The 23379-nt window shown below is 63.6% G+C and carries 22 protein-coding genes and 1 tRNA gene; 7 read left to right on the top strand and 16 right to left on the bottom strand.

Annotation, left to right across the window (positions count from 1 at the left end; genetic code table 11):
* The first annotated feature begins 129 nt into the window (after positions 1–129).
* Both panB and NSO95_RS08605 read left to right on the top strand, forming a co-directional pair.
* Entirely contained in the window at positions 130–999 is an 870-nt protein-coding gene (panB, locus tag NSO95_RS08600; protein WP_257595782.1) for a 3-methyl-2-oxobutanoate hydroxymethyltransferase, read from the top strand.
* Between the two features lie 68 nt (positions 1000–1067).
* On the top strand, positions 1068–2111 hold the full coding sequence (locus NSO95_RS08605) for a DUF475 domain-containing protein (RefSeq protein ID WP_257595783.1): 1044 nt from the start codon (positions 1068–1070) through the stop codon (positions 2109–2111).
* On the opposite strand, the gene NSO95_RS08610 is transcribed toward NSO95_RS08605, so the two are convergent.
* The 7 genes from NSO95_RS08610 to NSO95_RS08640 all read right to left on the bottom strand — a co-directional run bounded on the left by NSO95_RS08610 (position 2108) and on the right by NSO95_RS08640 (position 11637).
* On the bottom strand, positions 2108–3070 hold the full coding sequence (locus tag NSO95_RS08610) for a bile acid:sodium symporter (protein WP_257595784.1): 963 nt from the start codon (positions 3068–3070) through the stop codon (positions 2108–2110). The genes NSO95_RS08605 and NSO95_RS08610 overlap by 4 nt on opposite strands.
* A 58-nt stretch (positions 3071–3128) precedes the next feature.
* Positions 3129–4910 (bottom strand): tetratricopeptide repeat protein, encoded by a 1782-nt coding sequence (locus NSO95_RS08615; protein ID WP_436278027.1) that lies wholly within the window; start codon positions 4908–4910, stop codon positions 3129–3131.
* Entirely contained in the window at positions 4894–6258 is a 1365-nt protein-coding gene (prsR, locus tag NSO95_RS08620) for a PEP-CTERM-box response regulator transcription factor (RefSeq protein WP_257595786.1), read from the bottom strand. Before prsR ends, NSO95_RS08615 begins: the two co-directional genes overlap by 17 nt.
* Entirely contained in the window at positions 6258–8375 is a 2118-nt protein-coding gene (gene prsK / locus NSO95_RS08625) for an XrtA/PEP-CTERM system histidine kinase PrsK (RefSeq protein WP_257595787.1), read from the bottom strand. The genes prsR and prsK overlap by 1 nt, the downstream gene beginning before the upstream one ends.
* Positions 8375–9760: a TIGR03013 family XrtA/PEP-CTERM system glycosyltransferase gene (locus tag NSO95_RS08630; RefSeq protein WP_257595788.1), complete on the bottom strand. Its 1386-nt coding sequence runs from the start codon at positions 9758–9760 to the stop codon at positions 8375–8377. Before NSO95_RS08630 ends, prsK begins: the two co-directional genes overlap by 1 nt.
* A gap of 141 nt (positions 9761–9901) precedes the next feature.
* The gene (locus NSO95_RS08635) at positions 9902–10189 is read right to left on the bottom strand and encodes a hypothetical protein (protein ID WP_257595789.1); all 288 of its coding nucleotides are present in this window, start codon (positions 10187–10189) and stop codon (positions 9902–9904) included.
* Between the two features lie 68 nt (positions 10190–10257).
* Entirely contained in the window at positions 10258–11637 is a 1380-nt protein-coding gene (locus NSO95_RS08640) for a helix-turn-helix domain-containing protein (protein WP_257595790.1), read from the bottom strand.
* A gap of 149 nt (positions 11638–11786) precedes the next feature.
* On the opposite strand from NSO95_RS08640, the gene NSO95_RS08645 reads away from it, so the two are divergent.
* From NSO95_RS08645 to NSO95_RS08655, 3 genes are all read left to right on the top strand, one after another.
* Positions 11787–13385: an isocitrate lyase gene (locus tag NSO95_RS08645; protein WP_257595792.1), complete on the top strand. Its 1599-nt coding sequence runs from the start codon at positions 11787–11789 to the stop codon at positions 13383–13385.
* A gap of 38 nt (positions 13386–13423) precedes the next feature.
* A complete protein-coding gene (locus NSO95_RS08650) occupies positions 13424–13594 on the top strand; it encodes a hypothetical protein (RefSeq protein ID WP_257595793.1) in 171 nt (56 codons plus the stop codon).
* Positions 13595–13727: 133 nt separating this feature from the next.
* Positions 13728–14219, top strand: a complete 492-nt coding sequence (locus tag NSO95_RS08655) for a hypothetical protein (RefSeq protein ID WP_257595794.1) — start codon at positions 13728–13730, stop codon at positions 14217–14219.
* An 18-nt stretch (positions 14220–14237) separates the two neighbouring features.
* Here NSO95_RS08655 and NSO95_RS08660 read toward each other — a convergent pair whose 3' ends face one another.
* From NSO95_RS08660 to efp, 5 genes are all read right to left on the bottom strand, one after another.
* A complete protein-coding gene (locus NSO95_RS08660) occupies positions 14238–15548 on the bottom strand; it encodes an amidohydrolase (RefSeq protein ID WP_257595795.1) in 1311 nt (436 codons plus the stop codon).
* A 29-nt stretch (positions 15549–15577) separates the two neighbouring features.
* Complete coding sequence (locus NSO95_RS08665) at positions 15578–17341, bottom strand: SLC13 family permease (protein ID WP_366519001.1); 1764 nt, start codon at positions 17339–17341, stop codon at positions 15578–15580.
* Positions 17342–17451: 110 nt separating this feature from the next.
* Positions 17452–17536: transfer RNA gene (locus NSO95_RS08670), tRNA-Leu, on the bottom strand.
* A gap of 43 nt (positions 17537–17579) precedes the next feature.
* Positions 17580–18401: an inositol monophosphatase family protein gene (locus NSO95_RS08675; RefSeq protein ID WP_257595797.1), complete on the bottom strand. Its 822-nt coding sequence runs from the start codon at positions 18399–18401 to the stop codon at positions 17580–17582.
* A gap of 5 nt (positions 18402–18406) precedes the next feature.
* Positions 18407–18970, bottom strand: coding sequence for an elongation factor P (efp, locus tag NSO95_RS08680; protein ID WP_257595798.1), 564 nt, complete (start codon positions 18968–18970; stop codon positions 18407–18409).
* A gap of 141 nt (positions 18971–19111) precedes the next feature.
* Here efp and NSO95_RS08685 point away from each other — a divergent pair, with 141 nt between their 5' ends.
* Positions 19112–19459 (top strand): hypothetical protein, encoded by a 348-nt coding sequence (locus NSO95_RS08685; RefSeq protein ID WP_257595799.1) that lies wholly within the window; start codon positions 19112–19114, stop codon positions 19457–19459.
* Here the strand turns inward: NSO95_RS08685 and thiE are convergent.
* Positions 19445–20113: a thiamine phosphate synthase gene (gene thiE / locus NSO95_RS08690; protein ID WP_257595800.1), complete on the bottom strand. Its 669-nt coding sequence runs from the start codon at positions 20111–20113 to the stop codon at positions 19445–19447. The genes NSO95_RS08685 and thiE overlap by 15 nt on opposite strands.
* Before the next feature lie 39 nt (positions 20114–20152).
* On the opposite strand from thiE, the gene NSO95_RS08695 reads away from it, so the two are divergent.
* Positions 20153–20554: a hypothetical protein gene (locus tag NSO95_RS08695; protein WP_257595801.1), complete on the top strand. Its 402-nt coding sequence runs from the start codon at positions 20153–20155 to the stop codon at positions 20552–20554.
* A gap of 7 nt (positions 20555–20561) precedes the next feature.
* Here NSO95_RS08695 and NSO95_RS08700 read toward each other — a convergent pair whose 3' ends face one another.
* From NSO95_RS08700 to NSO95_RS08710, 3 genes are all read right to left on the bottom strand, one after another.
* Positions 20562–21449: a fructose bisphosphate aldolase gene (locus NSO95_RS08700; protein ID WP_257595802.1), complete on the bottom strand. Its 888-nt coding sequence runs from the start codon at positions 21447–21449 to the stop codon at positions 20562–20564.
* 133 nt (positions 21450–21582) lie between these two features.
* Complete coding sequence (locus NSO95_RS08705) at positions 21583–22041, bottom strand: PaaI family thioesterase (protein ID WP_257595803.1); 459 nt, start codon at positions 22039–22041, stop codon at positions 21583–21585.
* Complete coding sequence (locus NSO95_RS08710; protein ID WP_257595804.1) at positions 22038–23237, bottom strand: phosphoglycerate kinase; 1200 nt, start codon at positions 23235–23237, stop codon at positions 22038–22040. The genes NSO95_RS08705 and NSO95_RS08710 overlap by 4 nt, the downstream gene beginning before the upstream one ends.
* Positions 23238–23379: the final 142 nt, after the last annotated feature.

The raw sequence follows: 23379 nt of genomic DNA on the forward strand, positions 1-23379 counted from the left end.
TTCCCTCTCTTGTTCGCACGGGCCCCAACCCGTGCGTCGAATGGCGTTGCACGCTAACGCAAGCCCACGCCAATACAAGGCAGAAACTCGGGGTTTCCCCGTTTACTGCCAGCGTCTAGACCCTCGCCCATGTCCACTACCTTCCAGCTCGACACGTCGACCAGCCGCGCGAATCCCACCCCCGCTCCGATGAAGCGGCTGACGGTACCGATGATCCGCCGCCGCAAGGTCGACGGGGTCACGGCAGAACCGCTGGTCATGCTGACCGCCTATACCGCACGCCAGGCGCAGTTGCTCGATGCGCATTGCGACATCCTGCTTGTGGGGGATTCGCTGGGCCAGGTGATCTACGGGCTGCCGTCCACTATTCCCGTCACCTTGCGGATGATGGCCGATCATGCAGCGGCAGTCGTGCGCGGGAGTTACCATTCGGTCGTGGTCGTCGATATGCCCTTCGGCAGCTACGAAGCCTCGAAAGAGCAGGCATTCGAAAGCGCGAGCCTCCTGCTCAAGGAAAGCGGCGCGGCGGCGGTGAAGCTCGAAGGGGGCGAAGCGATGGCCGAGACGGTCGCATTCCTCAACCGGCGCGGCATTCCCGTGATGGGGCATGTCGGGCTGACCCCGCAAGCGGTCAACGTGCTGGGTGGCTATGCCGCCCGAGGTCGCAGCGGTGCGGAGGCCGACAAGATCGTGTCCGATGCCAAGGCGCTCGACGAAGCGGGTGCCTTCGCCATCGTGATCGAAGGGGTGGTCGAGCCGATCGCCATTGCCGCGACCGAAAGCGTCGCATGTCCCACCATCGGCATTGGGGCCTCCGCGAGATGCGACGGGCAGGTTCTTGTGACCGAAGACATGCTCGGCATGTTCGACCGGGTGCCGCGCTTCGTGAAGAAATACGAGGACATCGCGGCGGTGATCGAAAACACGGTCAAGCGCTATGCCGCGGAGGTTCGGGATCGGTCTTTCCCGGGCGAAGAGCAGACTTACCAGCCCAAGTGACCGATCAGCCGCTTGCCGATTGCGCACTATCGCTTTAGCGGCGTGCGCCTGAACAAGCGGACCCTACCATGACCACCATCACCCGATTCTACGGCTTTTCGATCATTTTCACCGTCATCTGCCTCGCGCTCGGCGCGTGGTACGGGTGGGAAAGTACGCAGACCGTCGGCGGTACGCTCGCGATGCTGTGGATCATCGTGGTGCTCTCGGTGCTCGAGATTTCGCTCAGCTTCGACAATGCGGTGGTCAACGCCTCGGTGCTGAAGGAGATGGACGAGGTGTGGCAGCGCCGCTTCCTGACCTGGGGCATTGCTTTCGCGGTGTTCGGCATGCGGATCGTCTTTCCGTTGGCGATCGTCGCCATAGCGGCCGGGCTCGGGCCGATCGAGACCATCAATCTGTCGCTCAACGATCCCAAGGAATACGAGCGCATCGTCAGTTCAGCCCATGTCGGGATCGCGGGCTTCGGCGGGGCCTTCCTCGCGATGGTGGGCCTCAAGTTCTTCTTCGATCAGGAGAAGGACATTCACTGGATTTCGGTGATCGAACGCTATCTCGCCCGATTCGCTGCCTTGCCCGCCGCCGAGATCGCGATCCTGCTGCTGATCCTGTGGGGTGTGTCATCTCTGCTTACCCCCGACGAGGCGCTCACTTTTCTCGTTGCTGGCATCCTCGGCCTCGTCACCTTCATCGCGGTCGAGGGCATCAGCACGATCCTCGAAATGCGCGAGGAAGCCGCACGCCTGCAAGGCGCGGTCGTGCGCAGCGGCCTCGGCGGGTTCCTCTACCTCAACATCCTCGATGCTTCGTTCAGCTTCGACGGCGTTATCGGGGCCTTTGCGCTGTCGAACAACATGGTGGTGATCGCCCTCGGCTTGTCGATCGGCGCGATGTTTGTCCGCTCGATGACGATCCATCTGGTGCGTCAGGGCACCCTCGCCCAGTACCGGTTCCTCGAGCACGGCGCGTTCTGGGCGATCATCGCCTTGGGCGCGATCATGCTCGTCTCGGCCAAGTTCCATATCCCCGAGACGATCACTGGCCTGATTGGCGCGGTGCTGATCGGCTTCTCGCTGTGGTGGTCGGTCCGCTACAACCGTAACGCCAGCTAGCCGCTATCGGCCGCGAGACGCAAAGAGACCGGAGCCGCGATGACCAGCTGTAACAGGTGGTATAGCAGCAGCGGCGCGATAACGAACCCGGCAGCCTCCGGCGGGATCAGCAACGCCGCCAGCGGCGCACCAATGGCGATGCTCTTTTGCGATCCGGCAAACAGGAAGGCGATTCGATCCGCCGTCGGAAGACGGAGCAAGCCACTTGCCAGCCAGCTTCCCCAATGCCCGAAGGCAAGGAACAGCGCGGTAAATCCGCCCAGCCCGGCCCATGATCCGGGTGAAATCTTACTGCCGATACCCTGTTCAACCGCCCCCGAGCTTGCGACATAGACGGCCAATGCGATCACCACGCGATCGAGCCATACAAGGCGGCTGCGTTGCCGGTCGATCCAGCCTCGGGTCCAGTCCTGGACGGCCATCCCGATCACCAGGGGCAGAACCAACAGCAGGGCGATCCGCATTATCGTATCGGAGCCGACATCCGGCACCGCCCCACCCCCGAGCATGGCAAACAGCGGCGCGGTGATAAACACGCCCGCAACATTGAGCAGAGCCGCACCAATCACTGCGAGGGCGGCATTCCCGTTGGCGAGCAGCGTGTAGGATGTCGCCGACTGCACGGTCGACGGCAGGGTACCAAGATAGAGGAACCCCAGCGATATCAGCGGCGGCACGATTCCGTAGGAGAGCTTCGCAATGGCCAGGCCTGCCAGGGCCATCACTCCGAAAACCCAGAGGAATAGCGGGAGGAAATAGCCCAGCCGTGCGAATCCCTGCAAAATCTGCTGTCGTTCGATCCGCAGCCCGTTGACAAGGAAAAGCAGGAATATGCCACCGCTCGATACCAGCCGGGACAGCTCAAGCCATTCGTCCACGGCCGGGAAAAGCGCCGCGAGCGCGATGGCGAGTATGAGCAAGCGCACCATAGGATCGAACAAGGCAGCGACGCGAGCCATCCGCCGTGCATTGCCTCTCCGACGGGTCGATGTCGAGAGACGGGATGCGAACCCCGATTCAGTTTTGCTCCAGAATGCGCACTTTGGCTTCGGCTAAGGCGACGAGATCATCATCGTAGCCCGCCGCGCGATAGGCCTGCGCGAGGATGCTGGCGCTGGCAGGGTGCATCGGTTGCAGATCGTGAGCGATCTCGGCAAGCCGAACTGCCAGATCGGTTTCCCCGCTTTCAAGTGCGGCCTTCGCCCTCACCGCGAGCACTTGCGGATCACGCGCCGCGCCGAATGCGATGACAAGGTCGCAGTATTCTGCTGCCGCCCGCCAGTCGCCCATGCGCGCATGGTGCATCGCCAGAAGCGTCATGGCTTCGACGTTCCCCGGCTCGCCTTGCGCGAACCCAGCGAGGAGCACCACCGCATCGCGCTGTTTGCCTTGACCCGACAGCACCGACGCCAGCTTGAACGTCAGAGGCCAGGGGCGGCGAATCTGCAATGCTTGGAGATAGGCTTTTTCAGCCGCAGCCAACCGTTTTGCCGAAGTTTCGGTATCTCCAACCAGCACCAGGGCGTCGCCTGATCCGGGGAACCGACGGGCAAAGCTACGCGCAGCCTCGGTTGCGGCCTCGCTGCGACCGGCGGTCAAAGCCGCGCGGGTAAGGGCTGGCACCCCCGTGCCACCTTCGTCGGCGCGCATTCGCGCGGTTTCCAGTGTCGTTGCGCTGCGTATGACCGAAAACTCCGGACGGTTTTGCCTTGCTGCCAGATCCAGCAGTGGCCCTGCCCGTTCGCGATCGCCGAGCGCCTCGAGCGAGCGCGCCATCAGCGTTTGCAGATAAGGCGAAGCCGAAGCGCGCGCGGCATCGGCCTGGAAGCGATAGGCCAGCTCCTTGTCATTCCGGCCCAGCACCAGTGCCCGCGCCAGCAACGGGACGACGCGACGATTGTCCGGCTGAAGCGTCGCGAGCCGGTCGAGCATCTGGGCCGCGCTCGAGTAGTTGCCGCGTTCCATGTCGATCAGCGCCAGTAGCAACATTGCCCCGGGCACCTCGCTCTCGACCTGCCCGCTGCGCTGGAGCAGCGTCAGCGCCAGATCGTAATTCCCGGCCCGCGCCGCAAGTACTGCCTGCAAATAGTAAGCCCGTCGGTTGGCAGGATCGACGGTGCTCAAGTGCCTGACAGCGGCAAGCATATCCCGTGCCCGGCCCAGTTCGCCCAGCGTGGCCGCATAGTCGCCCAGCAAAGCAGGATCGTTGGGCGCGACATCGAGGGCGCGCTCGAACCACGGCAACGCGGCGAGCGAGCCATCCACGTCGCGCACCAGCTGTGCGCGAAAGCGGAGCGCCAGCGGGTTCTCCGGGCCGAGTTCAACGGCGCGCTCTGCCGCCTGGATCGCTTGAGCCTGCTCACCGCCGCGATAGCGCAGCCTTCCGATGTCGACCCACAATTCCGGCGCTTCGCCGCCCGCAGCAAGCGCCCGGTCGAACGCCTGGCCAGCAGCAGGGAGGTTGCCCGATTCCATCTCGAGCCGGCCGAGCATATGGTTTCCATGGGCGCGCGTCCGAGGCGAAAAGTCCTGCTTGCCGAGCCACTCGCGGGCTTCGGCGAAGCGCCCTTGCGCCAGATTGGCCTCGCCGAGATATGCAGCTACGTCGCGCGGGTCCGTGCCCGTTTCGATCATCGCGCGCAATTGCACCTCCGCGGAGATACCGTCGCCGCGCGCTAGCGCAGATCGCACACTGTCGAGCGGACCCTGCACAGGCGCGGACTCACCGCACCCGAACAGCGCCAATGCGCACAGTCCGGCGAGCAACCACCGGAAGCGGAGTTCAGGCCTGAAGGTCATACTGTTTCAGCAGATCATACAAGGTGGGCCGGCTGATCCCCAGCAACTTGGCCGATTGCGATATGTTGCCGTCACTGCGCGCGAGCGCATGGCGGATCACCTTACGATCGACCTGTTCGCGCGCGCTCTTGAGGTTGAGCGCTGCGTCGCCCTCGCCCTTGCCCGTGTCGAGATCAAGATCGACCACACCGATCATCTTGCCCTCGGCCATTATGACCGCGCGTTTGATTCGGTTCTCGAGCTCGCGCACATTGCCGTGCCATGGCCAGCTGTCGATTGCGGCCAGCGCATCGGGGGCAAGGCCCTTCACCTGGGGATTCATTTCGGCCGAGAACCGGTTGAGGAAATGCTTCGCCAGCAAGGTCGCATCGCCCGGACGCTCCGCAAGGCTCGGGATCTTCACCACAATCTCGGCGAGACGGTAGAACAGGTCCTCACGGAAGCGATGATCCGCGATCATCGCCTCGAGATCCTGATGCGTGGCGCAAACAATCCGCGTATCCACCGCAATCGCCTTGCGCCCGCCGATGCGCTCGATTGTCCGCTCTTGCAGGAACCGCAGCAGTTTGACTTGAAGCGACAGCGGGATGTCGCCGACTTCATCGAGGAAGAGGGTACCACCGTGAGCCAGTTCGATCTTGCCCTCGCTGGTCCTCACGGCTCCGGTGAAGGCTCCCTTTTCGTGTCCGAACAATTCGCTCTCGAGCAGGTTTTCCGGGATCGCCGCGCAGTTGATCGCGACGAAGGCTCCATCGCGTCGGTCGCTCGCGTCGTGGAGTCCGCGGGCGAGCAATTCCTTGCCCGTTCCACTGGCACCGAGAAGCATCACCGAGACCTTGGTATTGGCAACCCGTTCGATCGTCCGGGCGACCTTGAGCATTTCTGGTGCGGTGGTGATGAGGCCGCGAATGGCCGTCTGGTCAGCCGCCACCCGATTGGCCAGCCGCCGGTTTTCGGCTTCGATCTGGTGCAGATTGAACGCCCGCCTGACGATCAGCCCGAGCGTATCGATATCAACCGGCTTCTGGTAGAAATCATACGCCCCGTGTTGGATCGCCCGCAGCGCACTGTCGCGCGCGCCGTGACCGGACGCGACGATGACCTTGGTATCCGGCTTTAGGCTCATGATCTCGCCGAGTACCGCAAAGCCCTCGGTCGTGCCGTCCGGGTCAGGCGGCAGGCCGAGATCCAGCGTCACCACGGCCGGCTCCTCCGATCGCACGGCAGCGATCGCCGATGCGCGATCTCCGACAATCGTCACGTCGAAGTCCTCATAGGCCCATTTGAGCTGGGCCTGCAGGCCCTCGTCGTCCTCGACGATAAGGAGTTTGGGTTTGCTCTCTGCCATTATGCCACCTTCGCGGGACTGGTTGCGATTTCCGGTGTCTCGCTTTCGTGTTCGGGGACGGGGAAGGTAATGGAGAAGCGCGTGCCAAGACCTTCGCGCGAATCCACGTCGAGGTTGCCTCCCATCGCCCGGACGAGCTCGCGGGCTTCGAAAGCACCGATCCCGAAGCCATTCGCCTTGGACGATACGAACGGCGTGAACAGCCCGTTGCGGATGAACTCCGGACTCATTCCCTGCCCGGAATCGACCAGTTCGATCCGCGCGATCTTCGCGTCGGCCGTGACATTGAGATAGACCGGGCTGTCCGCCGCACTTGCGTCGACGGAATTCTGCACCAGGTGGACCAGCGCCTGTTCCAGATTTTCCGCATCGGCCAGGACCGTGGCCGCATCCCGGTTGATGACCGCGACGTTGTGCACGCCGGCGAAGCGGGCAGCCGTCCGATCTGCGATCTCGGCGAGTTGGACATGCGCCCGCTGGTCCGACCCGCTGGCTCCATAGCGATTGAGCCGGGCGATCAGCGTGTTGAGCTTCTCCGCACTCTTGCGGAGCGTCACCAGCATGTCTGCCCTGAAGGCGGGGTTGTCGGCGTGCCGTTCGGCGTTGCGCGACAGGAGCGATAGCTGGCTCGCAAGATTCTTCACGTCGTGCATCACGAACGCGATCCGGCGGTTGAACTCGTCGAACCGTGCCGCATCCATCAGCGTCTGCTGTACCGACTGCTCGGCCAGATAACTTGCCAGCTGTTGCCCGACCACGCGCAACAGGTCGAAGTCTTCCCAGTCGAGGCTGCGTGGCTCCGGCGGTCGGGCCAGCACGATGATGCCGGTCAAACGGTCGAAATGCAGCAGCGGGACGATCGCCCATGCCTTGCTGTGTTCCAGCAGCCATTGCGGAACGAACGTCATCTCGCCGTGCTGGTCCCTGCCCGCCCGAACGTCATCGGCGTCGATGATGAAGGTGCGGTCTTCGAGCAGCTTCGTCAGGCCGCCCGGGATGGAGCCGGCGGGCACCTCGATTTCCTTCCACCGCCAGCGGGCCGCCAGTTCGAGCGCGCCCCGGTCGTCGCGAAGGAACAACAGGCCGCTCGGGCTGTCGGTGATGTCCGCCATCGCCTTGATCGCGCGCTCCTGCAGCGACTGGTCGGCATCGTCGCTCCGACCGATTGTCTGGGTGAAGCGCAACCATTCGGACCGGTAATCGTAGCGGTGCTGGAACAGGTGCTTTACAGCGGTAACCCGCAGCCACCCGCGCAGCCGCGGCGATGGCAGCCACAGAATCGCGACGACGCTTGCAGCAAAGGTGAAACCCACCTGCGCCAGTCGGCCGACATTGCCGCCCAGCAGGGTCAGCGACTGCGCGATCCCGATCATCAGAACGAGGTAGGCGCCGATGACTAGGAGGGAGAGAGTCTGGAATGCAACCGTACGCGAAGGGCGCAGCCGCATGGAGGCTGCGCCACTGGTCGCGCCGATTGCCAGCGGGACCGCCGCGAGGGCAACCACCAGCCCGCGCATGGCGAGCAATTCATACGGATAGGTCTGACCGAGATAGGCGACCGTGTAGACGTTGAGGTCGAACGCCCACAGCGCAGCCAGCGCCGCCGTGGTCCACCGCAAGACCTGCCGCACCGGCTGGGCGGCACCGACATAGAGATTGTGCAGCAGGACCAGCGAGCCGACCGCGACGAGCACGCGGAACATCGCCATCACTTGCAACACGAGAAGCTGGAGGTCCGCCGTCAGCGCATAACTCGCCGCAATAGCGAGGAGTGCAAGTTGCAGCAATTCCACGAAGCATAGAGCATAGACGACGGGCCGGATCGGCTTCATGCTCTGGTGCCGACCGTCATTGGCGAACAGGCGGAAGATCAGGTAGATCCACGTCAGGTTGCGTCCGGTTTCGACTGCCGCAGTCAGGCTGGCCGTCGGGCCCAGGGCAGCGTGCACGACGCACCAGCCCGCAGTGGCCGCCAAGGCGCCCAGCAACGGTGCCCGGTCGACCCTTTCGCGATCGCCGCGTTTGAAGACCCACACGATCGCGACACCGCACACCGCTGCGCCCGCAAGGTGCATCGCAAAGGACAGCAGAAGCCAGATATCAGGGACGTTTTCCATCACCGCGCACCATCCGGCCACAGCACGACGCGCAGGGTCTGGAGCAGGATCAGCAGGTCGAGAAAAGGGGTGTAGTTCTTAGCGTAATAGAGATCGTATTCCAGCTTGTGGCGCGAATCCTCGATGCTTGCGCCATAGGGATAGTTGATCTGTGCCCAGCCGGTGATGCCCGGTTTCACCATGTGGCGCTCGGCATAATAGGGCAGGTGCTCCTCGAGATCGGCGACGAACTTGGGGACTTCCGGACGGGGGCCGACAAAGCTCATTTCCCCCTTCAGCACCGACCAGGTCTGCGGCAGTTCGTCGATCCGCACCTTGCGGATAAAGCGGCCGAGACGGGTGATGCGGGGGTCGTCCTTTTCCGCCCATTTCGCCCCGTCCTTTTCCGCATCGGTGCGCATGGACCGAAGCTTCAGGACATCGAACGGCTGGCCATAGAGACCGACCCGTTGCTGGCGGAAGAATGCAGGCCCCTTGCTGTCGAGCTTCACCAGGATCGCGAACAGGGCAATCACCGGGGCCGTTAGGGTCAGGAGCAGGCCACTGGCGATAACGTCGAACAAGCGCTTGGCCGCGCTCGAAACCATCCGCCCCGAAGAGAACCCGTCGGAGAAGATCAACCAGCTCGGATTGACCGAATCGAGATCGACGCGCCCGGTCTCGCGCTCCATAAAGCTGCTGAAATCGTTGACATGGACGCCCATGGTCTTGATCCGCAACAGGTCCTTGAGCGGCAGCGCATTGCGCCGCTCTTCCAGCGCTAGCACGACTTCGCTGGCGGACAGATTGTCGACGAAGCGCCCAAGGTCGTGGATCGCATCGCGCGAAATCGCCTCCTCCACTTCGCGCGCCACCTCGCTCATCGCGACATAGGATACGATCGCAAAACCCGAGCCAGGGCGTTCCGCGAGGTCCTTGAGGCGCTTGGCACGCAGGCCTGCGCCAAGCACGACTACACGTCGGCGAAAGGCCGAGCTGCCGATAAAAGCTCCGATCAAGGTTCTGGCGAAGATCAGTATCGCGACGGTCAGGACCATCGCGTAAACCAGGGTGGAGCGCCAGAATGTCGCTCCGGGGATCAGGAAATCGATGACCGAAACGGCAATGATGCCAAGGCTCACCGCAACCAGAAGGCGGGCGCAAGCGAAGCGAAGCGAACGCAGCGCATCACTGCCGTACACGCCCACTGCAATCATTGCGGTCCATACGATGAGAGCAAAGCCGATGAGCGGAACCCACCGTTCCGAGATCACGCCGGGATCCATCCCGATTTGCGAGGCGCGCAGCTGCCACGCCCCCTCGCCCGCCACGAACAGCAAGGCGAAGTCGACCAGACCGAGCAGAACCACTGCATGCGGGATATAGTGTTTGAACAGGCGGATCATCTGGTTCCGGTCCGGAAAATTCCCATCACTCGAGGGACCGGCTTACGGATCAGGTGTGAAATGTCGGTAAATTTTACAACGAACCCCCGGGGCCGCTCGGCACCGGGGGTTCGCTTGTGACGGGTTTGCCTTTGCCGGCGATCAGTTGTTGGTCACATCGTCGGCAACATCCTGCGCGGCATCGCCGACCTTTTCAGCGGCGTTGCCCACATCATTGGCCGCATCGGCGATGGCGGTGTCCTTCGCCATTTCGGCCCCGCCAAGCTGGTTGAATACCAGCAGTCCGCCGACCACTGCGATCAGCAGGACCACAAGGAATATCCACTTTCCACCTCCACCGCCGCGGCGCTCGCCATCGGTGTAGACGGTGGTGCGGGTATGGGTGCTGCCATCGGGCGTTTCGGTAATCGTGGTGCGTTCTTCGGTCATATGCCTTCTCCCTGCGTGATGCAGACCACAACCCGCGCAATGGGCGATCGGTTCCGATCCCGATCTTATCAGCTTGAAAAATCGAAAGGAGTGACCCCGCGCATCGCCCGGTCGAAGCGCAGCAGCGCCCCCTTCGGAGGGAGCGACCTCTGGCGACAGTCACCACGAAAGCAGCGGGCGCAACCCAGCCCGATCGGCTGAGCATCCTCCGTCCTGAGCGACAGGCTGCGCGCCTGGGCCAGATTTGACGCCAGTTTGGCTTCGATCCCGAGGATGATCGCGAAGCGCGCATCGCCGGTCGTGCCGCTACCGTCTACCGCGCGCGCAATTGTCAGCCAGTGGCCGATTCCGCTCGAGCGGCTTTCGACCTCGACCGCCTGAACGCAGATCGTGCCGGATCGCTCGAAAGCCTGGTGCACGATCCAGAGGGGACAGCTGGTCTCGCCTTCGAGCAGGAGCGTCCCGCTGGCACCCGCGAGCCGCTTTGAAAACTGCCCCGCACGGTCCACCCGCGCCATGAAAAAGGGCAGCCCGCGCTGCCCCACACGCTGGAGCGTGGTGAGACGGTGGGCGAGCTGTTCGAAGCTCGCACCGAACCGGCGTTGCAGGACCGGGAGGTCGTAACCGGTTGCCTCGCAGGCGCGCAGGAACCGGCCATAGGGAAGCAGGAGCGCTGCGGCGAAGTAACTGAACAGATGCCGCTCGAACAGCTTGCGCGCGGCTTCTGCAGCCAGCCTCGAACCCTGAACGATATCGAAAACCGGCTGTTGCTGTTCCAATTGGGCGATCTGCATCGCTATCTGGAAGTTTCGCGACGCCGGCGAGAGCATTTCTGACAGCTGCAACTGTCTTGCATGGAGGTCGAGACGCCGCACCGCATCGGGCATCACATCGCGGGGCAACACCCGAATGGTGAGCTGGTGCCGCTCGCGCAGCCGTTCCGCCAATGCAGCGCCAAGGTCGCTATTCGACAGGCGCAGTTCGTCGGCAAGGATCTCGGCCCTGTCGTCGAGCTCGGCGAAGTGGTTGCGCCAACGCTCGATCTCGATCCTGGTCAGGTCCAGAGGGTCTTCTTCGCCGACAACCGCGGCTCCCGCTGTGTCGTAGAGGCGAGCGAAGGCCGCTGCGATCTGCGGTGCCGAGGCGAGCAGTTCCACGGCTTCGTCGCGGTCGATGCCGAGATCGCTGAAGCGTTCGTCGTTGAGGCGTCTGACCAGTCCGTCGATCCCGCCGATCGATGCGTCCTCGCGCAAGGTTGCCAGATCGAAATCGAATGCATCGACGACCTGCACCATCACCCGCGCCGAGAGCGGGCGTTGGTTGCGCTCGATGAGATTGAGGTAACTGGGCGAGATCGACAGCCTAGTGGCCATGGCAGCCTGGGTCAGTCCCTCCCGCTTGCGCAAACGGCGCATGGCCGGACCTGCGAACACTCCGCTCTCTGCCATCAAGTAACTTTCTTTACACCATTACACGATCATTTGCCCGAATGGTGCGAGTTAGACAAGAATTTTTGTAACTTTCTCTATGCTTCGGCAGCTTCAGGGCCGAAGAAGGCGGCAACAAGCAACTTCCTCCCCGAATCAGGAGAACCATCATGAGCTACCAGAGCCAAATCACCGATCTGGACAAGACGATCACCGGACAGGGTGCGCCGTGGGCTGCGATCGACGCCGAGTCGGCTGCGCGGATGCGGATCCAGAACCGCTTCCCCACCGGGCTCGACATTGCGCGCTACACCGCAAAGATCATGCGCGAGGATATGGCGGCATACGACGCAGACCCCGCGAATTACACCCAGTCACTCGGTTGCTGGCACGGGTTCATCGCGCAGCAGAAGATGATCAGCATCAAGAAGCATTTCGGCAACACGAAGCGCCGGTACCTTTACCTGTCGGGCTGGATGGTCGCTGCGCTGCGGAGCGAGTTCGGGCCGCTGCCCGACCAGTCGATGCACGAGAAGACCAGTGTCCCCGCGCTGATCGGCGAGCTCTACACCTTTCTCAAGCAGGCGGATGCCCGCGAGCTCGGCGGCTTGTTCCGTGACATGGATGCGGCGCGCGAGCGCGGCGACCAGGTCGAGGCCAAGCGGATCGAGGTCATGATCGAGAACCACGAGACCCACGTGGTGCCGATCATCGCCGATATCGACGCCGGCTTCGGCAATGCGGAGGCGACGTACCTCCTCGCCAAGAAGATGATCGAAGCCGGGGCTTGCGCGCTCCAGATCGAGAACCAGGTTTCCGACGAGAAGCAATGCGGCCACCAGGACGGCAAGGTCACCGTTCCGCACGAGGAGTTCCTGCAGAAGATCCGCGCGATCCGCTACGCATTCCTCGAGCTGGGTGTCGACGACGGCATCATCGTCGCACGCACCGACAGCCTCGGCGCGGGCCTGACCAAGTCGATCGCCTACACCACGCAGGAAGGCGATCTGGGGGACCAGTACAACAGCTATCTCGATTGCGAGGAAGTCGATCCGGCGGACATCAGGAACGGCGACGTCTTCCTCAGCCGCGAAGGCAAGCTGCTGCGCCCCAAGCGCCTGCCGAGCAACCTCTACCAGTTCCGTTCGGGAACCGGGGAAGATCGCTGCGTGCTCGACTGCATCACCTCGCTCCAGCACGGCGCGGACCTGCTGTGGATCGAAACCGAAAAGCCGCATATCGGCCAGATCGGCGGCATGGTCGACCGCATCCGCGAAGTCATTCCGAACGCCAAGCTGGTCTACAACAACAGCCCCAGCTTCAACTGGACGCTGAGCTTCCGCCAGCAGGTCTTCGATGCGTGGGAAGCTGAAGGCAAGGACGTTTCGGCTTACGACCGCGCCAAGCTGATGAGCGTGGACTACGATGGCACAGAGTTGGCCGACGAAGCTGATGAGCGCATCCGCACCTTCCAGCGCGACGCTGCGGCCAAGGCCGGCATCTTCCACCACCTGATCACCCTGCCGACCTATCACACGGCAGCGCTCAGCACCGACAACCTCGCCAAGAGGTATTTCGGAGAAGAAGGCATGCTCGGCTACGTCAAGAACGTCCAGCGGGAAGAGATCCGCCAGGGGATCGCCTGCGTGAAGCACCAGAACATGGCCGGCTCCGACATCGGCGACGACCACAAGGAGTACTTCGCCGGTGAAGCCGCATTGAAGGCGGGCGGCAAAGAGAATACGATGAACCAGTTCGAGGCTGCGTAGGTCGCATCCTCTCTCTCGGACCCGAAAGGAGGCCCAAGATGACTACTGAAACGACCAGCCGCGAACCCGGCCGCGCCCGCGCGCTGCTCTCGACCGCAGACTTCAAGCTGCTGCGGCGTGCGCTGGAAAGCCACGCCAAGGCAACCGAGGACCGCGAGGAACTGGCCAAGATCAACGCGCTGCACCACCGGCTCGGCACCTACAGCTGATCCCGTAAATTAGTTCTCCTGGGGAGGAGAAACCGGCCGTCGGAGCACCCTGTGTTCCGGCGGCCGACACGTAAATGCGTCTTTAACCATAGGCGCGATCCCGTGGTTAACGAGCCGGTCGTAAAGCCGCAGGATGGCGCGACGGTCAACCAAACAGAAGTCGATCGATCTCAAGATGTATCGCCACTTCGCGATCGTTACGGTCGCGATTACCGTTGCCATGGCAGTCTTCGCCGACGGAGAAAGCCGCAAGGCGATTGCGGAAACCGCCGCACAGGCCGCAGAACAGGCTCAAGGCCCCGAGCTGTCGGGCATCAAGCTTCACGAACCCAAGCAGTCGGAACATTCGGCAAATTACGCCGACCCTTCATCCGGCACCAGCTATGCGAGTGGCCTCTCGACAAGCTCAGCATTGCGCACGACCGGGACGCCATCGTGGGTTGAAAAGCTGAAACATTTCGGCCTGACGCTGGCTCAGTTCCAGGCCTTGTCGAAGGAAGAGCAGGCAGCCCTGCTCAAGGTCCTCAACGGCCCGAAGCCGCCGATCGACGAGGACGCAGCGATCCGCCGCGCCTCCGCTGCTTCGCTCGAGGCAGCGGGCGGCGGCGAAGGCGCGGATATGTAGCCGCAGCTGGCTACAGATCTACGGCTTCATCAAATCTAGGGTTGCACTGGCCATCGCTTCGGCCGCCGTTGCGATGACCTTCTCAGCGTCGGGTGCCCAGAACGGGCTGTGAAGCGAAGGCAGGCTGCCCTCCCCGCGTTCGGCTGCGTCAAACTGATCCTGCGGAACACCGCCGACCCAGAAAATGAGCGATTCGACGTTATCCGGATCGGCGCGGTAGAATTGGCCGAAGTCCTCTCCGCCCATGACCGAAGGCACTTGCTGAACCCGTTCTGCGCCGAAGCGCGTCTTGAGCCGGCCCATCACCTCCTCGGTGAACTCGGGCGTGTTGTAGGTCGAGGGCGTATAGGGATCGGCCACGGTGACCGTCGGCATCCGGTCCTCCGGCATTCCGGCAGCAATCGCTTCGCCCCGCGCTATCCGGGCGATCCCGTCGAGCAGCAGCTTGCGCGATTCGTCCGAATAGGACCGCACGGTCAGCTGCAGCCGCGCCTCGTCGGAGATGATGTTGTGCTTCGCCCCGGCGTGGAAGCTGCCGACGGTCACCACTGCCGGATCGAGCGGACTGCTCTCGCGGCTGACGAGGGTCTGGAGCTTCATCACGATCGCACTGGCGAGCACGATCGGGTCCTTGGTGGTATGGGGGTAGGCACCGTGCCCACCGATGCCCGGCACGACGACATCCACGCTATCGACATTGGCCAGCGCATAGCCGGGCGAATAGCCGATCATGCCTGCCGGAAACTGCGCCGCGTCGTGGAAACCGAGCACGTAGTCGGGCTTGGGAAAGCGGGTGAACAGCCCGTCTTCCAGCATCGCAAGCGCGCCCTCGCCGATTTCCTCTGCCGGTTGCCCGATCAGCACCAGCGTGCCCGACCATTGATCCTTCCGCTCGACCAGCATCTTCGCGGTGGCGACCAGCCCGGTCATATGGGTGTCGTGCCCGCAGGCATGCATCACCCCGGTCTCGACGCCCGACGCCGGGGTCGACACGCGCTTCGAGGCATAGGGCAGCCCGGTCTGCTCGATCACCGGGAGACCGTCCATGTCTGCCCGCAACATGACCACCGGTCCGGCCCCGTTCTTCATGACGGCGACGACGCCGGTCTTGCCGACGCCTTCGGTAACCTCGAAGCCGAGCGCCTTGAACCGCGCCGCCAGCTTGGCCGCGGTCTCGACTTCCATGAAGCTGAGTTCGGGGTTGGCGTGCAGGTCCCGGTAAAGCTCCATCAGGCCGGGCATTTCCTTCGCGATATCCTCACGCAATTCGTCGGCCACAGCAGGCGTCGAAAGGGCGAAGGCGCAGACAGCTGCAGCGGCGAATTTCATCAACATAGTATCCCCTCGAATGGTCGGCTTCACATACCGTAGGTCATCACCAGCAGGAACGACAAGGTCGTGACCATCAGTATGACCAGCGGCACACCGGTGCGGATGTAGTCTTTGAACTCGTAACTGCCTTCGGCCATGATCAGCATGTTGGTCTGATAGGCGATCGGCGTGGCATAGCACAGGTTGCAGCCGAACAGCACCGCGAGCACCAGAGGTTCGGGTGGCAGGCCCAGTTTGGCCGCGATACTGAACGCGATCGGGGTGCCGACGGTGGCAGCGGTCGCGTTGGACGCGAAATTGGTCAGCAGGGTCACGAACAGCATGATGGCCGCAAGCACAGCAGCCGGAGAGAGGTAAGCCAGACCGACCGCCATGAGCGAGCCGAGCCAGTCGGCCGCGCCGCTGTCACCCACGATGCGCCCGATCGCGATACTCGCGGCGACCAGCACGATAACCTTGGCCGAAAGCGCGCGCCCCACGCGGTCGAACTTCACGCAGCCGGTCACGAACATCAGGATCGCACCCGCCAGCGCGGAAATCGCGATCGGAAGCAGGCCGATCGAAGCCGTGAACACCGAGCCGAACATGATCGCAGCAGCAAGGACCGCTTTCGACCGGCGCGGCAGTTCGCGGGCACCGTCGAGCGTGAGCAGGCTGTCGTTGCGCGCGAACTGTTGAAGATCGTCCGGTAGCCCCATGACCAGCAGGACATCGCCTTCCACCATCCGCAGATCGCCGCTTTCGCCGTGTTGTTCCTGCCCGCCGACCAGGCGGGCCGGCCGATGGATGCCGAGCACCGCGACACCGTAGAGGTCGGCGATGCCGGAAGTTGGCAAGGTGCGGCCGACCAGCCGGGAATCGGGTGTAACGGTCATCTCGACCACCACGATATCCTGAGCTTTTGTTTGCGAGCTGCGTTTGATCCGGTCGAGCACCCAGCTGGGTGCGATATCGCTGCGCAGGGTGCGCATCGCCTCTTCGAGCCCCTCGTGCGTCCCCGAGATGTGCGGTCGCTGCTGCGGGGCGAAAACCCCTTCGTTCTGATCGTGGAATATGATGTCATCCGGCAGGCCAGGCCCGACTTCCGCCAGTTCGCGACCGACCAGCGCGCTATCGTCTCCGATCCGCAAACGCGTGTGGAAGCGGCGGAGTACCACATCGCTTGCGACCCGGTTGTCACCCAGCAGGCGAGGCATCACCAGCCACAGGTAAGGCAAGGCCACCAGCCCGGCGACAAGCACGATCGGGGTAAAGTCGAACACGCCGATGGGCCGCATCCCCAGGTCTCTCGCGATCGAAACGACGAGGATATTGGTCGAGGTCCCGATCGTCGTGGCCATACCACCGATCAGCACGGCGGCGTTGAGCGGGATGAGCGTTTTGGAGGCCGGCATTGCGCCGCGATGCGCCAGGGCGACGAAGATCGGCAGCAGCAGGACCAAGACCGGCGTATCGTTGACACCCATCGACAAGGTGAAGGCAAGCAGCAGCGAGACCAGCAGGCCGGCCTGCAGATTCCACTTAAAAACCCGCTCGAGCAGCCGCGCGGCGGGCTCGAGCGCGCCGGTCACCACCAGCCCCCGGCCCATGATCATAAGCGCACAGATCGTGATCAGCGCGTAGTGACCGAAGCCCGAGAATGCCAGCGCCAGACCATCGGTCGGCCCCGTTTCGGGCAGCGGGAAGAAGTAGAGCCCCACAGCAATCACCGCGATCGTCAGCAATGAGACGATCTCCACCGGCATCCGCCCGCGCGCAAAGGCGACGAACATCGCAACGGTGACGATCATGGCCGCTAGGGCGTGAGGTGAGGGTATCCCTGGCATGCTCGCGAAGGTGACTCCCAGAGCCGGTGACCAAGTTCAAGCGAATTCAGCCAGATTCCGCAAGTGAGGGAGAGTGGTGCCCCTGGCCCGACTCGAACGGGCACTCCGTAAGGAACTCGATTTTGAGTCGAGCGCGTCTACCAATTCCACCACAGGGGCACTGCGATGCGAGCGCGGCTGTTAGCCGCGCACAGCCGCAGCATCAAGCCTTCAGCGCACCGACCAGCAGCTTGTGCAGTTTCGAATGGAGCGTATCGTTGGCCGCCAGCACCTGCTCGGCAAGGATCGGCTGCGAACGGCCGCGATAGTCGGTCACGAAACCGCCAGCTTCGCGCACCAGCAGGCACCCGGCCGCTGTGTCCCACGGGTTGAGCCCGCTTTCCCAGAAGCCATCGAATCGCCCGGCGGCGACCCAGGCGAGATCGAGCGAGGCGGCACCGAACCGGCGGATACCGGCGATTTCCGGCCCGATTTCGCGGTAGATCCGTGTCCACTCCTCGAAATTGCCGACACCCTGGAACGGCATGCCGGTCGCGATCAGCGAATCCGAAAGGCGGCTGCGCGAGGACACCCGCAGGCGGCCATCCTGCAGCCATGCACCGCGAGTCTTTTCCGCCCAGAAGGTCTCGTCGGTGATCGGTTGATACACCACCCCGGCGGTCACCTCGCCCCAGCCGCCCCCGCCCAGCTTGGGCTCCTGCACAGCGATACTGATCGCGAAATGCGGGATGCCGTGGAGGAAGTTGCTGGTCCCGTCGAGCGGATCGATGATCCACCGCGGCTTGTCCGGATCGCCTTCGATGATGCCCGCTTCCTCGAGCACAAAGCCCCAGTCGGGTCGCGCGGCAAGCAGCTCGTCATACAGTATGCGTTCGGCGCGCATATCGGCCTTGGACACGAAATCGGCCGGCCCCTTGCGGCTGACCTGCAAATGCTCGATTTCGCCGAAATCGCGGCGCAGGCGCCCGCCCGCCTTGCGCGCGGCACGCTCCATTACCCGGATAAGACCCGACAGGGCTGCCATGGCTATCAGCTCGCCTTGCCGACGTAGGTACGCTCGTAAACGTCGACCACGATCCGCGTGCCGCTTTCGATATGCGGCGGCACCATCACGCGCACGCCATTATCGAGCACCGCAGGCTTGTAGCTGGAAGAGGCCGTCTGGCCCTTCACCACCGCATCCGCCTCGACGATTGTCGCCTCGACCTGTTCGGGGAGCGCGACCGAGATCGGCTTTTCTTCCCACAGCTCGAGCGTCACTTCCATGCCATCCTGCAGAAAGGCCTTGGCATCGCCGAGCAGATCCGAGGGCAGATTGATCTGCTCGAACGTGTCGTTGTCCATGAACACCAGGCTGTCGCCATCTTCGTAGAGGTACTGGTATTCCTTCTGGTCGAGCCGGACGCGCTCAATCGTGTCGGCGCTGCGGAAGCGGACGTTGGTCTTGCGGCCATCCTGCAGGTTCTTCATCTCGACCTGCATATAGGCCCCGCCCTTGCCCGGCTGGGTATGCTGGATCTTGGCGACTTTCCAGATGCCGCCTTCATACTCGAGAATATTGCCCGGACGAATGTCCACGCCGCTGATTTTCATGGGAATTGGCCTTTTCATGGAGCGGAAGCGATGAAATCGCCCGCCGATCTGCGGCGCGCCTTTAGCCCACCCATCCCGAACGGGCAAGGCGGGTGGCACCAAACGGCCTGCGTCGCTATATGTGCGCACATGAGTTACCGCGTGACGGCATTTTTGATCGCCATAGGTCTCGGCACCGGCGCGAGTGCAGCGATGGGCCCGCTGGCTACGCTGCCTCATGGCGAGTATGTCTGTTCCCTCCCGGGTGATGCAGGCGGTAGCGCCTGGGAAGTCCTTCCGGGAAAGGGCTTCACCATCGAGAACGCCAGCACCTATCGGACCGAGGCCGGCGCGGGTGTCTACCTGATGACAGGAAACCGGGTCGTCTTCACGCGCGGGCCGATGAAGGGCATGCAGTTCGACCGGATCGGCAACAGCACATTGCAGTGGATCGACGAAGCGGGGAAGCCCGGCCGGGTCCGCTGCACGCGCGGATCAGGCGCGGGCTGAGGCCAGCGCTGCCGCAAACGACCTGATCGACGCCGCCTCATCGCCGTTCCACACTGCGCCCGAGACGGCGAGAAAATCGGCACCCGCCTTCACCAGAGGGCCGCAGTTGTCGGGCGTGATCCCTCCGATCGCCACGCAAGGTATCTCGAACAGCTTGCTCCACCACTCGAGCAGCTCCGGCTCGGGCCTGTGCTCGCTCTGCTTGGTCATGCTCGGGAAGAAGGCCCCGAAGGCAACATAATCTGCCCCCTCTTCGCCAGCGGTCATCGCGAGGTGTCTCGAAGCGTGGCAGGTCACGCCGATTTGTGCGTCGCGCCCGAGGGCTTCGCGGGCCTCCTTGGGTGAACCATCCTTCTGGCCCAGGTGAACGCCGTCGGCACCTAGCCGCTTGGCCAGCGCGATGCTGTCGTTGACGATGAAAGCGACATCGCGTTCGGCGCAGATCGTCTGCAAGGGCTCGGCGAGGCGTGCGGCCTCGTGTTGGTCGATGTCCTTCACGCGAAACTGGAACGCGGTCGCAAGGCCCGCCCCCGCATCGAGCGCGCGGGCGAGCCGTTCGGGGAAAGCACCGCCGACTTCGAGCGGCGAGATCAGGTAGAGCTGGCAGTCAGTCATCGCGTGGGCCGTAAACCGCGCGGAGGGATTCGTCGACATTCACGATTGCGAAAGCGCCGGTCGCGTTAGACCCGCTGCATGATCAGGATGCTCCCTCTCCTCGCTTGCGCCCTCGCGCCGCTCACACTTTCGGCCTGCGCGATCATTCCCGATGGCCAGCTCGCCGGGGCTACGCCCGCCGCCGAAGGGGCTGCCGTCGGTCTCTCGCAGCCCGTTCGCGTGGGCGACCTCACCGTCACGCCGATGAAGGTAGTCGAGGACAGCCGCTGCCCGATCAATGCGCGCTGCGTATGGGCTGGGCGGCTGGTGGTCGAAACCCGGATCGACGGGGCGGGCTGGCGCGATACGGCTGATATCACGCTGGGCGAAACCTTCGGGACGCACGACCGGGTCATCGCGCTGACTTCGGGCGAGCCGGGCAAGACCACGCAGTCCGAGATCCAGCCCGGCGACTACCGCTTTACCTACGAAATGCGCTGAACCCGAATCAAGCGACCGAAGCCGCAGCGATCTGGTCGATCGCCGCACCCAGCGTGCCGTCGAATTCCTCGTCGCTCTGCCGGTGGCGAAGGTCCTGCAACAACCCGCGGCTGAAGCTCGCGATCATGCCCGGGTTCTTCGACAGTTCGGCGCAGGCTTCTTCCGTCGAGTAGCCGCCCGACAAAGCGACGACGCGGAGCACCTTGGGGTGACGCGTAAGCTCGGTATAAAGTCCCGGCTCCTTGGGGATCGACAGCTTGAGCATGACCTGCTGGCCTTCGGGCAGCGCGCCTAACCCTTCGTGGATCGCCTCGAGCATGACCTTTTCGCCTTCGGCGCGGTCTGCGGCGGTGATATCGTATTCGGGCTCAAGGATCGGCATCAGCCCGCTGGCGATGATCCGCACACCCTCGGCAAACTGCTGGTGCACCACCGCCTTGATGCCCACAGGATTGTTGGCCTTGATCACCGAGCGCATCTTGGTGCCGAACACGCCGAGCGACTTCGCGCGGGCGCACAGGTCTTCGAGGCCGGGGTTGGGCTTCATCAGCTGCGCGCCGTCGCGTTCGTCCTCTAGACCCTTGTCGACCTTGAGGAACGGCACGATGCCGCGTTCCGCCAGCCGCGCGGGCACCGGCTTCCCGCCGCTGGTGCCGTCCATCGTCTTTTCGAACAGGATCGCGCCGATGACCTTGCCGTTGCCGAAGCACGGGCTTTCGATGATCCGCTGGCGCATGGCGTGGATCAGGCCGAACATCTCGTCCTCGGTGTTCCACGCACCCTCTTCGATTCCGTAGCCCTTGAGCGCCTTGGGAGTCGAACCGCCCGACTGGTCAAGTGCGGCAATAAAGCCCTCTCCGGCGGCGATCCGGGCGGTCATCTCTTCGAAGGTCATGCGGAGGTCCTGTGCTGGATTTTCGTCCTGTGCATACCTATGCACGAGCGGGCCATTAGCGAGCGATCCGGTGCGGTGCAACGCCCGGTAGGGCGAATTTGTCGGACGATCGTTGGGAGCCTTTTCAGGAGACCTACCTACGCCCGCTCACCTTGCGGATGATGCCGTTGAACCGCAGCACCGGCTGTCCGTCGGCGGTGATCAGACCCTCGACGAAGATCGTCTTTCCGCCTGCCCGGACGACCCGGCCGCGGGCTTCCATGAACTGACCGACGCGCGCCGGGTCGAGAAAATCCGATGTCATGCTCAAGGTGACGCCATGGCTGTCAGCCAATTCGCGCCCAGCGATGGTGAACAAGGCAGAGTCGGCAAAGGTCATCAGACAACCGCCATGCATGAAGCCTGCGCCGTTCATATGGCGCGGCTCGGCGCGGAAGGCGCTGACGTAGCCGCCGTCTTCCTCGATCCGCTCGTAGAACGGGCCGGAACGCTGCTCGAAGGCGTCGCTGCTCCAGGTCGACCACCCGGCCCACTCGCCTTCAGTGACTGCGACCAGGCCACCCGTAGCTCCAACGGCTTCGTTCTCGCTCATCGCGCGAGCGCCGCCACGCCGGGCAGCTCCTTGCCTTCCATCCATTCGAGGAAGGCACCACCGGCAGTTGAAATATAGGAGAAATCGCCCGCGACCCCCGCATGGTTGAGCGCGGCGACGGTATCGCCCCCGCCCGCAACCGAAGTGAGCGACCCGTCCTGCGTAAGCGCAGCAGCGGTGCGTGCGAGGGCAACCGTCGCACTGTCGAAGGGTTCGAGCTCGAACGCCCCCAACGGCCCGTTCCACACCAGCGTGCGGCAGGTCTTGAGCACATCGCCCAGCGCCTCGACCGCCTGCGGGCCGATGTCGAGGATCATCTCGTCCGCCGCCACCTCGTGGACGTTGCAGGTGCGCACGCTCGGCGGATTGGCGGCAAATTCCTTCGCCACCGTGACGTCATAGGGCAGATGCACCGTGCAGCCGGCGTGATCGGCCTGGTCCATGATGCGGTTGGCGACATCGGTCAGCTCGTGTTCGCACAGGCTCTTGCCGACATCGACTCCGCGCGCGGCGAGGAAGGTATTGGCCATCCCCCCGCCGATGATCAGGTGCTGGACACGGCCGACGAGGTTTTCGAGCACCGCCAGCTTGCTCGACACCTTGGCCCCGCCAACCACCGCTGCGACCGGCGGCTGCGGATTGCCGAGCGCCGCGTCGAGCGCCTTCAGCTCGGCTTCCATCGACCGCCCGGCATAGGCCGGCAGGATATGGGCGAGGCCTTCGGTCGTCGCGTGTGCGCGGTGGGCGGCAGAGAAGGCATCGTTGACGTAGATATCGGCGTTGGCCGCGATCGCCTTGGCGAAGTCGGGATCGTTGGCTTCCTCGCCCGGCCAGAAGCGGACGTTGTCGAGCAGTCCGATATCGCCGTTGCGCAGGATGCCGATCGATTGTTCGACCACCGGGCCGCTCAATTCGGGGATGAACATGATCTCGCGGTCGATCACGCGCTCGACATCGCCCTGCACCATGCTGGTGCTCATGGTCGAATAGCGCTGCCCCTTGGGGCGGCCGAAATGCGCCAGCAGCAGCACCTTGGCACCCTTGTCCGCCAGTTCGAGGATGGTCGGCTTCGCCGCCTCGACCCGGGTCACGTCACTCGCGCGGCCTTCCTGCATCGGCAGGTTGAGATCGACGCGCACAAGCACGACCTTGCCGGTAATGTCGCCGAGATCATCGAGGGTCTTGAACGTGGTCATAGTGGCCTCAGCATTTTTGCGGCAGCCTTCGTATCAAGCCCGTCACCCTGAACTCGTTTCAGGGTCCATCTCACCCCATCGACCGCCGGTACAGGAGGCACGATGGATGCTGAAACGAGTTCAGCATGACGGGGCTGGCAAA

This window comes from Parerythrobacter lacustris (assembly GCF_024626475.1).
GTDB classification, from domain to species: domain Bacteria; phylum Pseudomonadota; class Alphaproteobacteria; order Sphingomonadales; family Sphingomonadaceae; genus Parerythrobacter_A; species Parerythrobacter_A lacustris.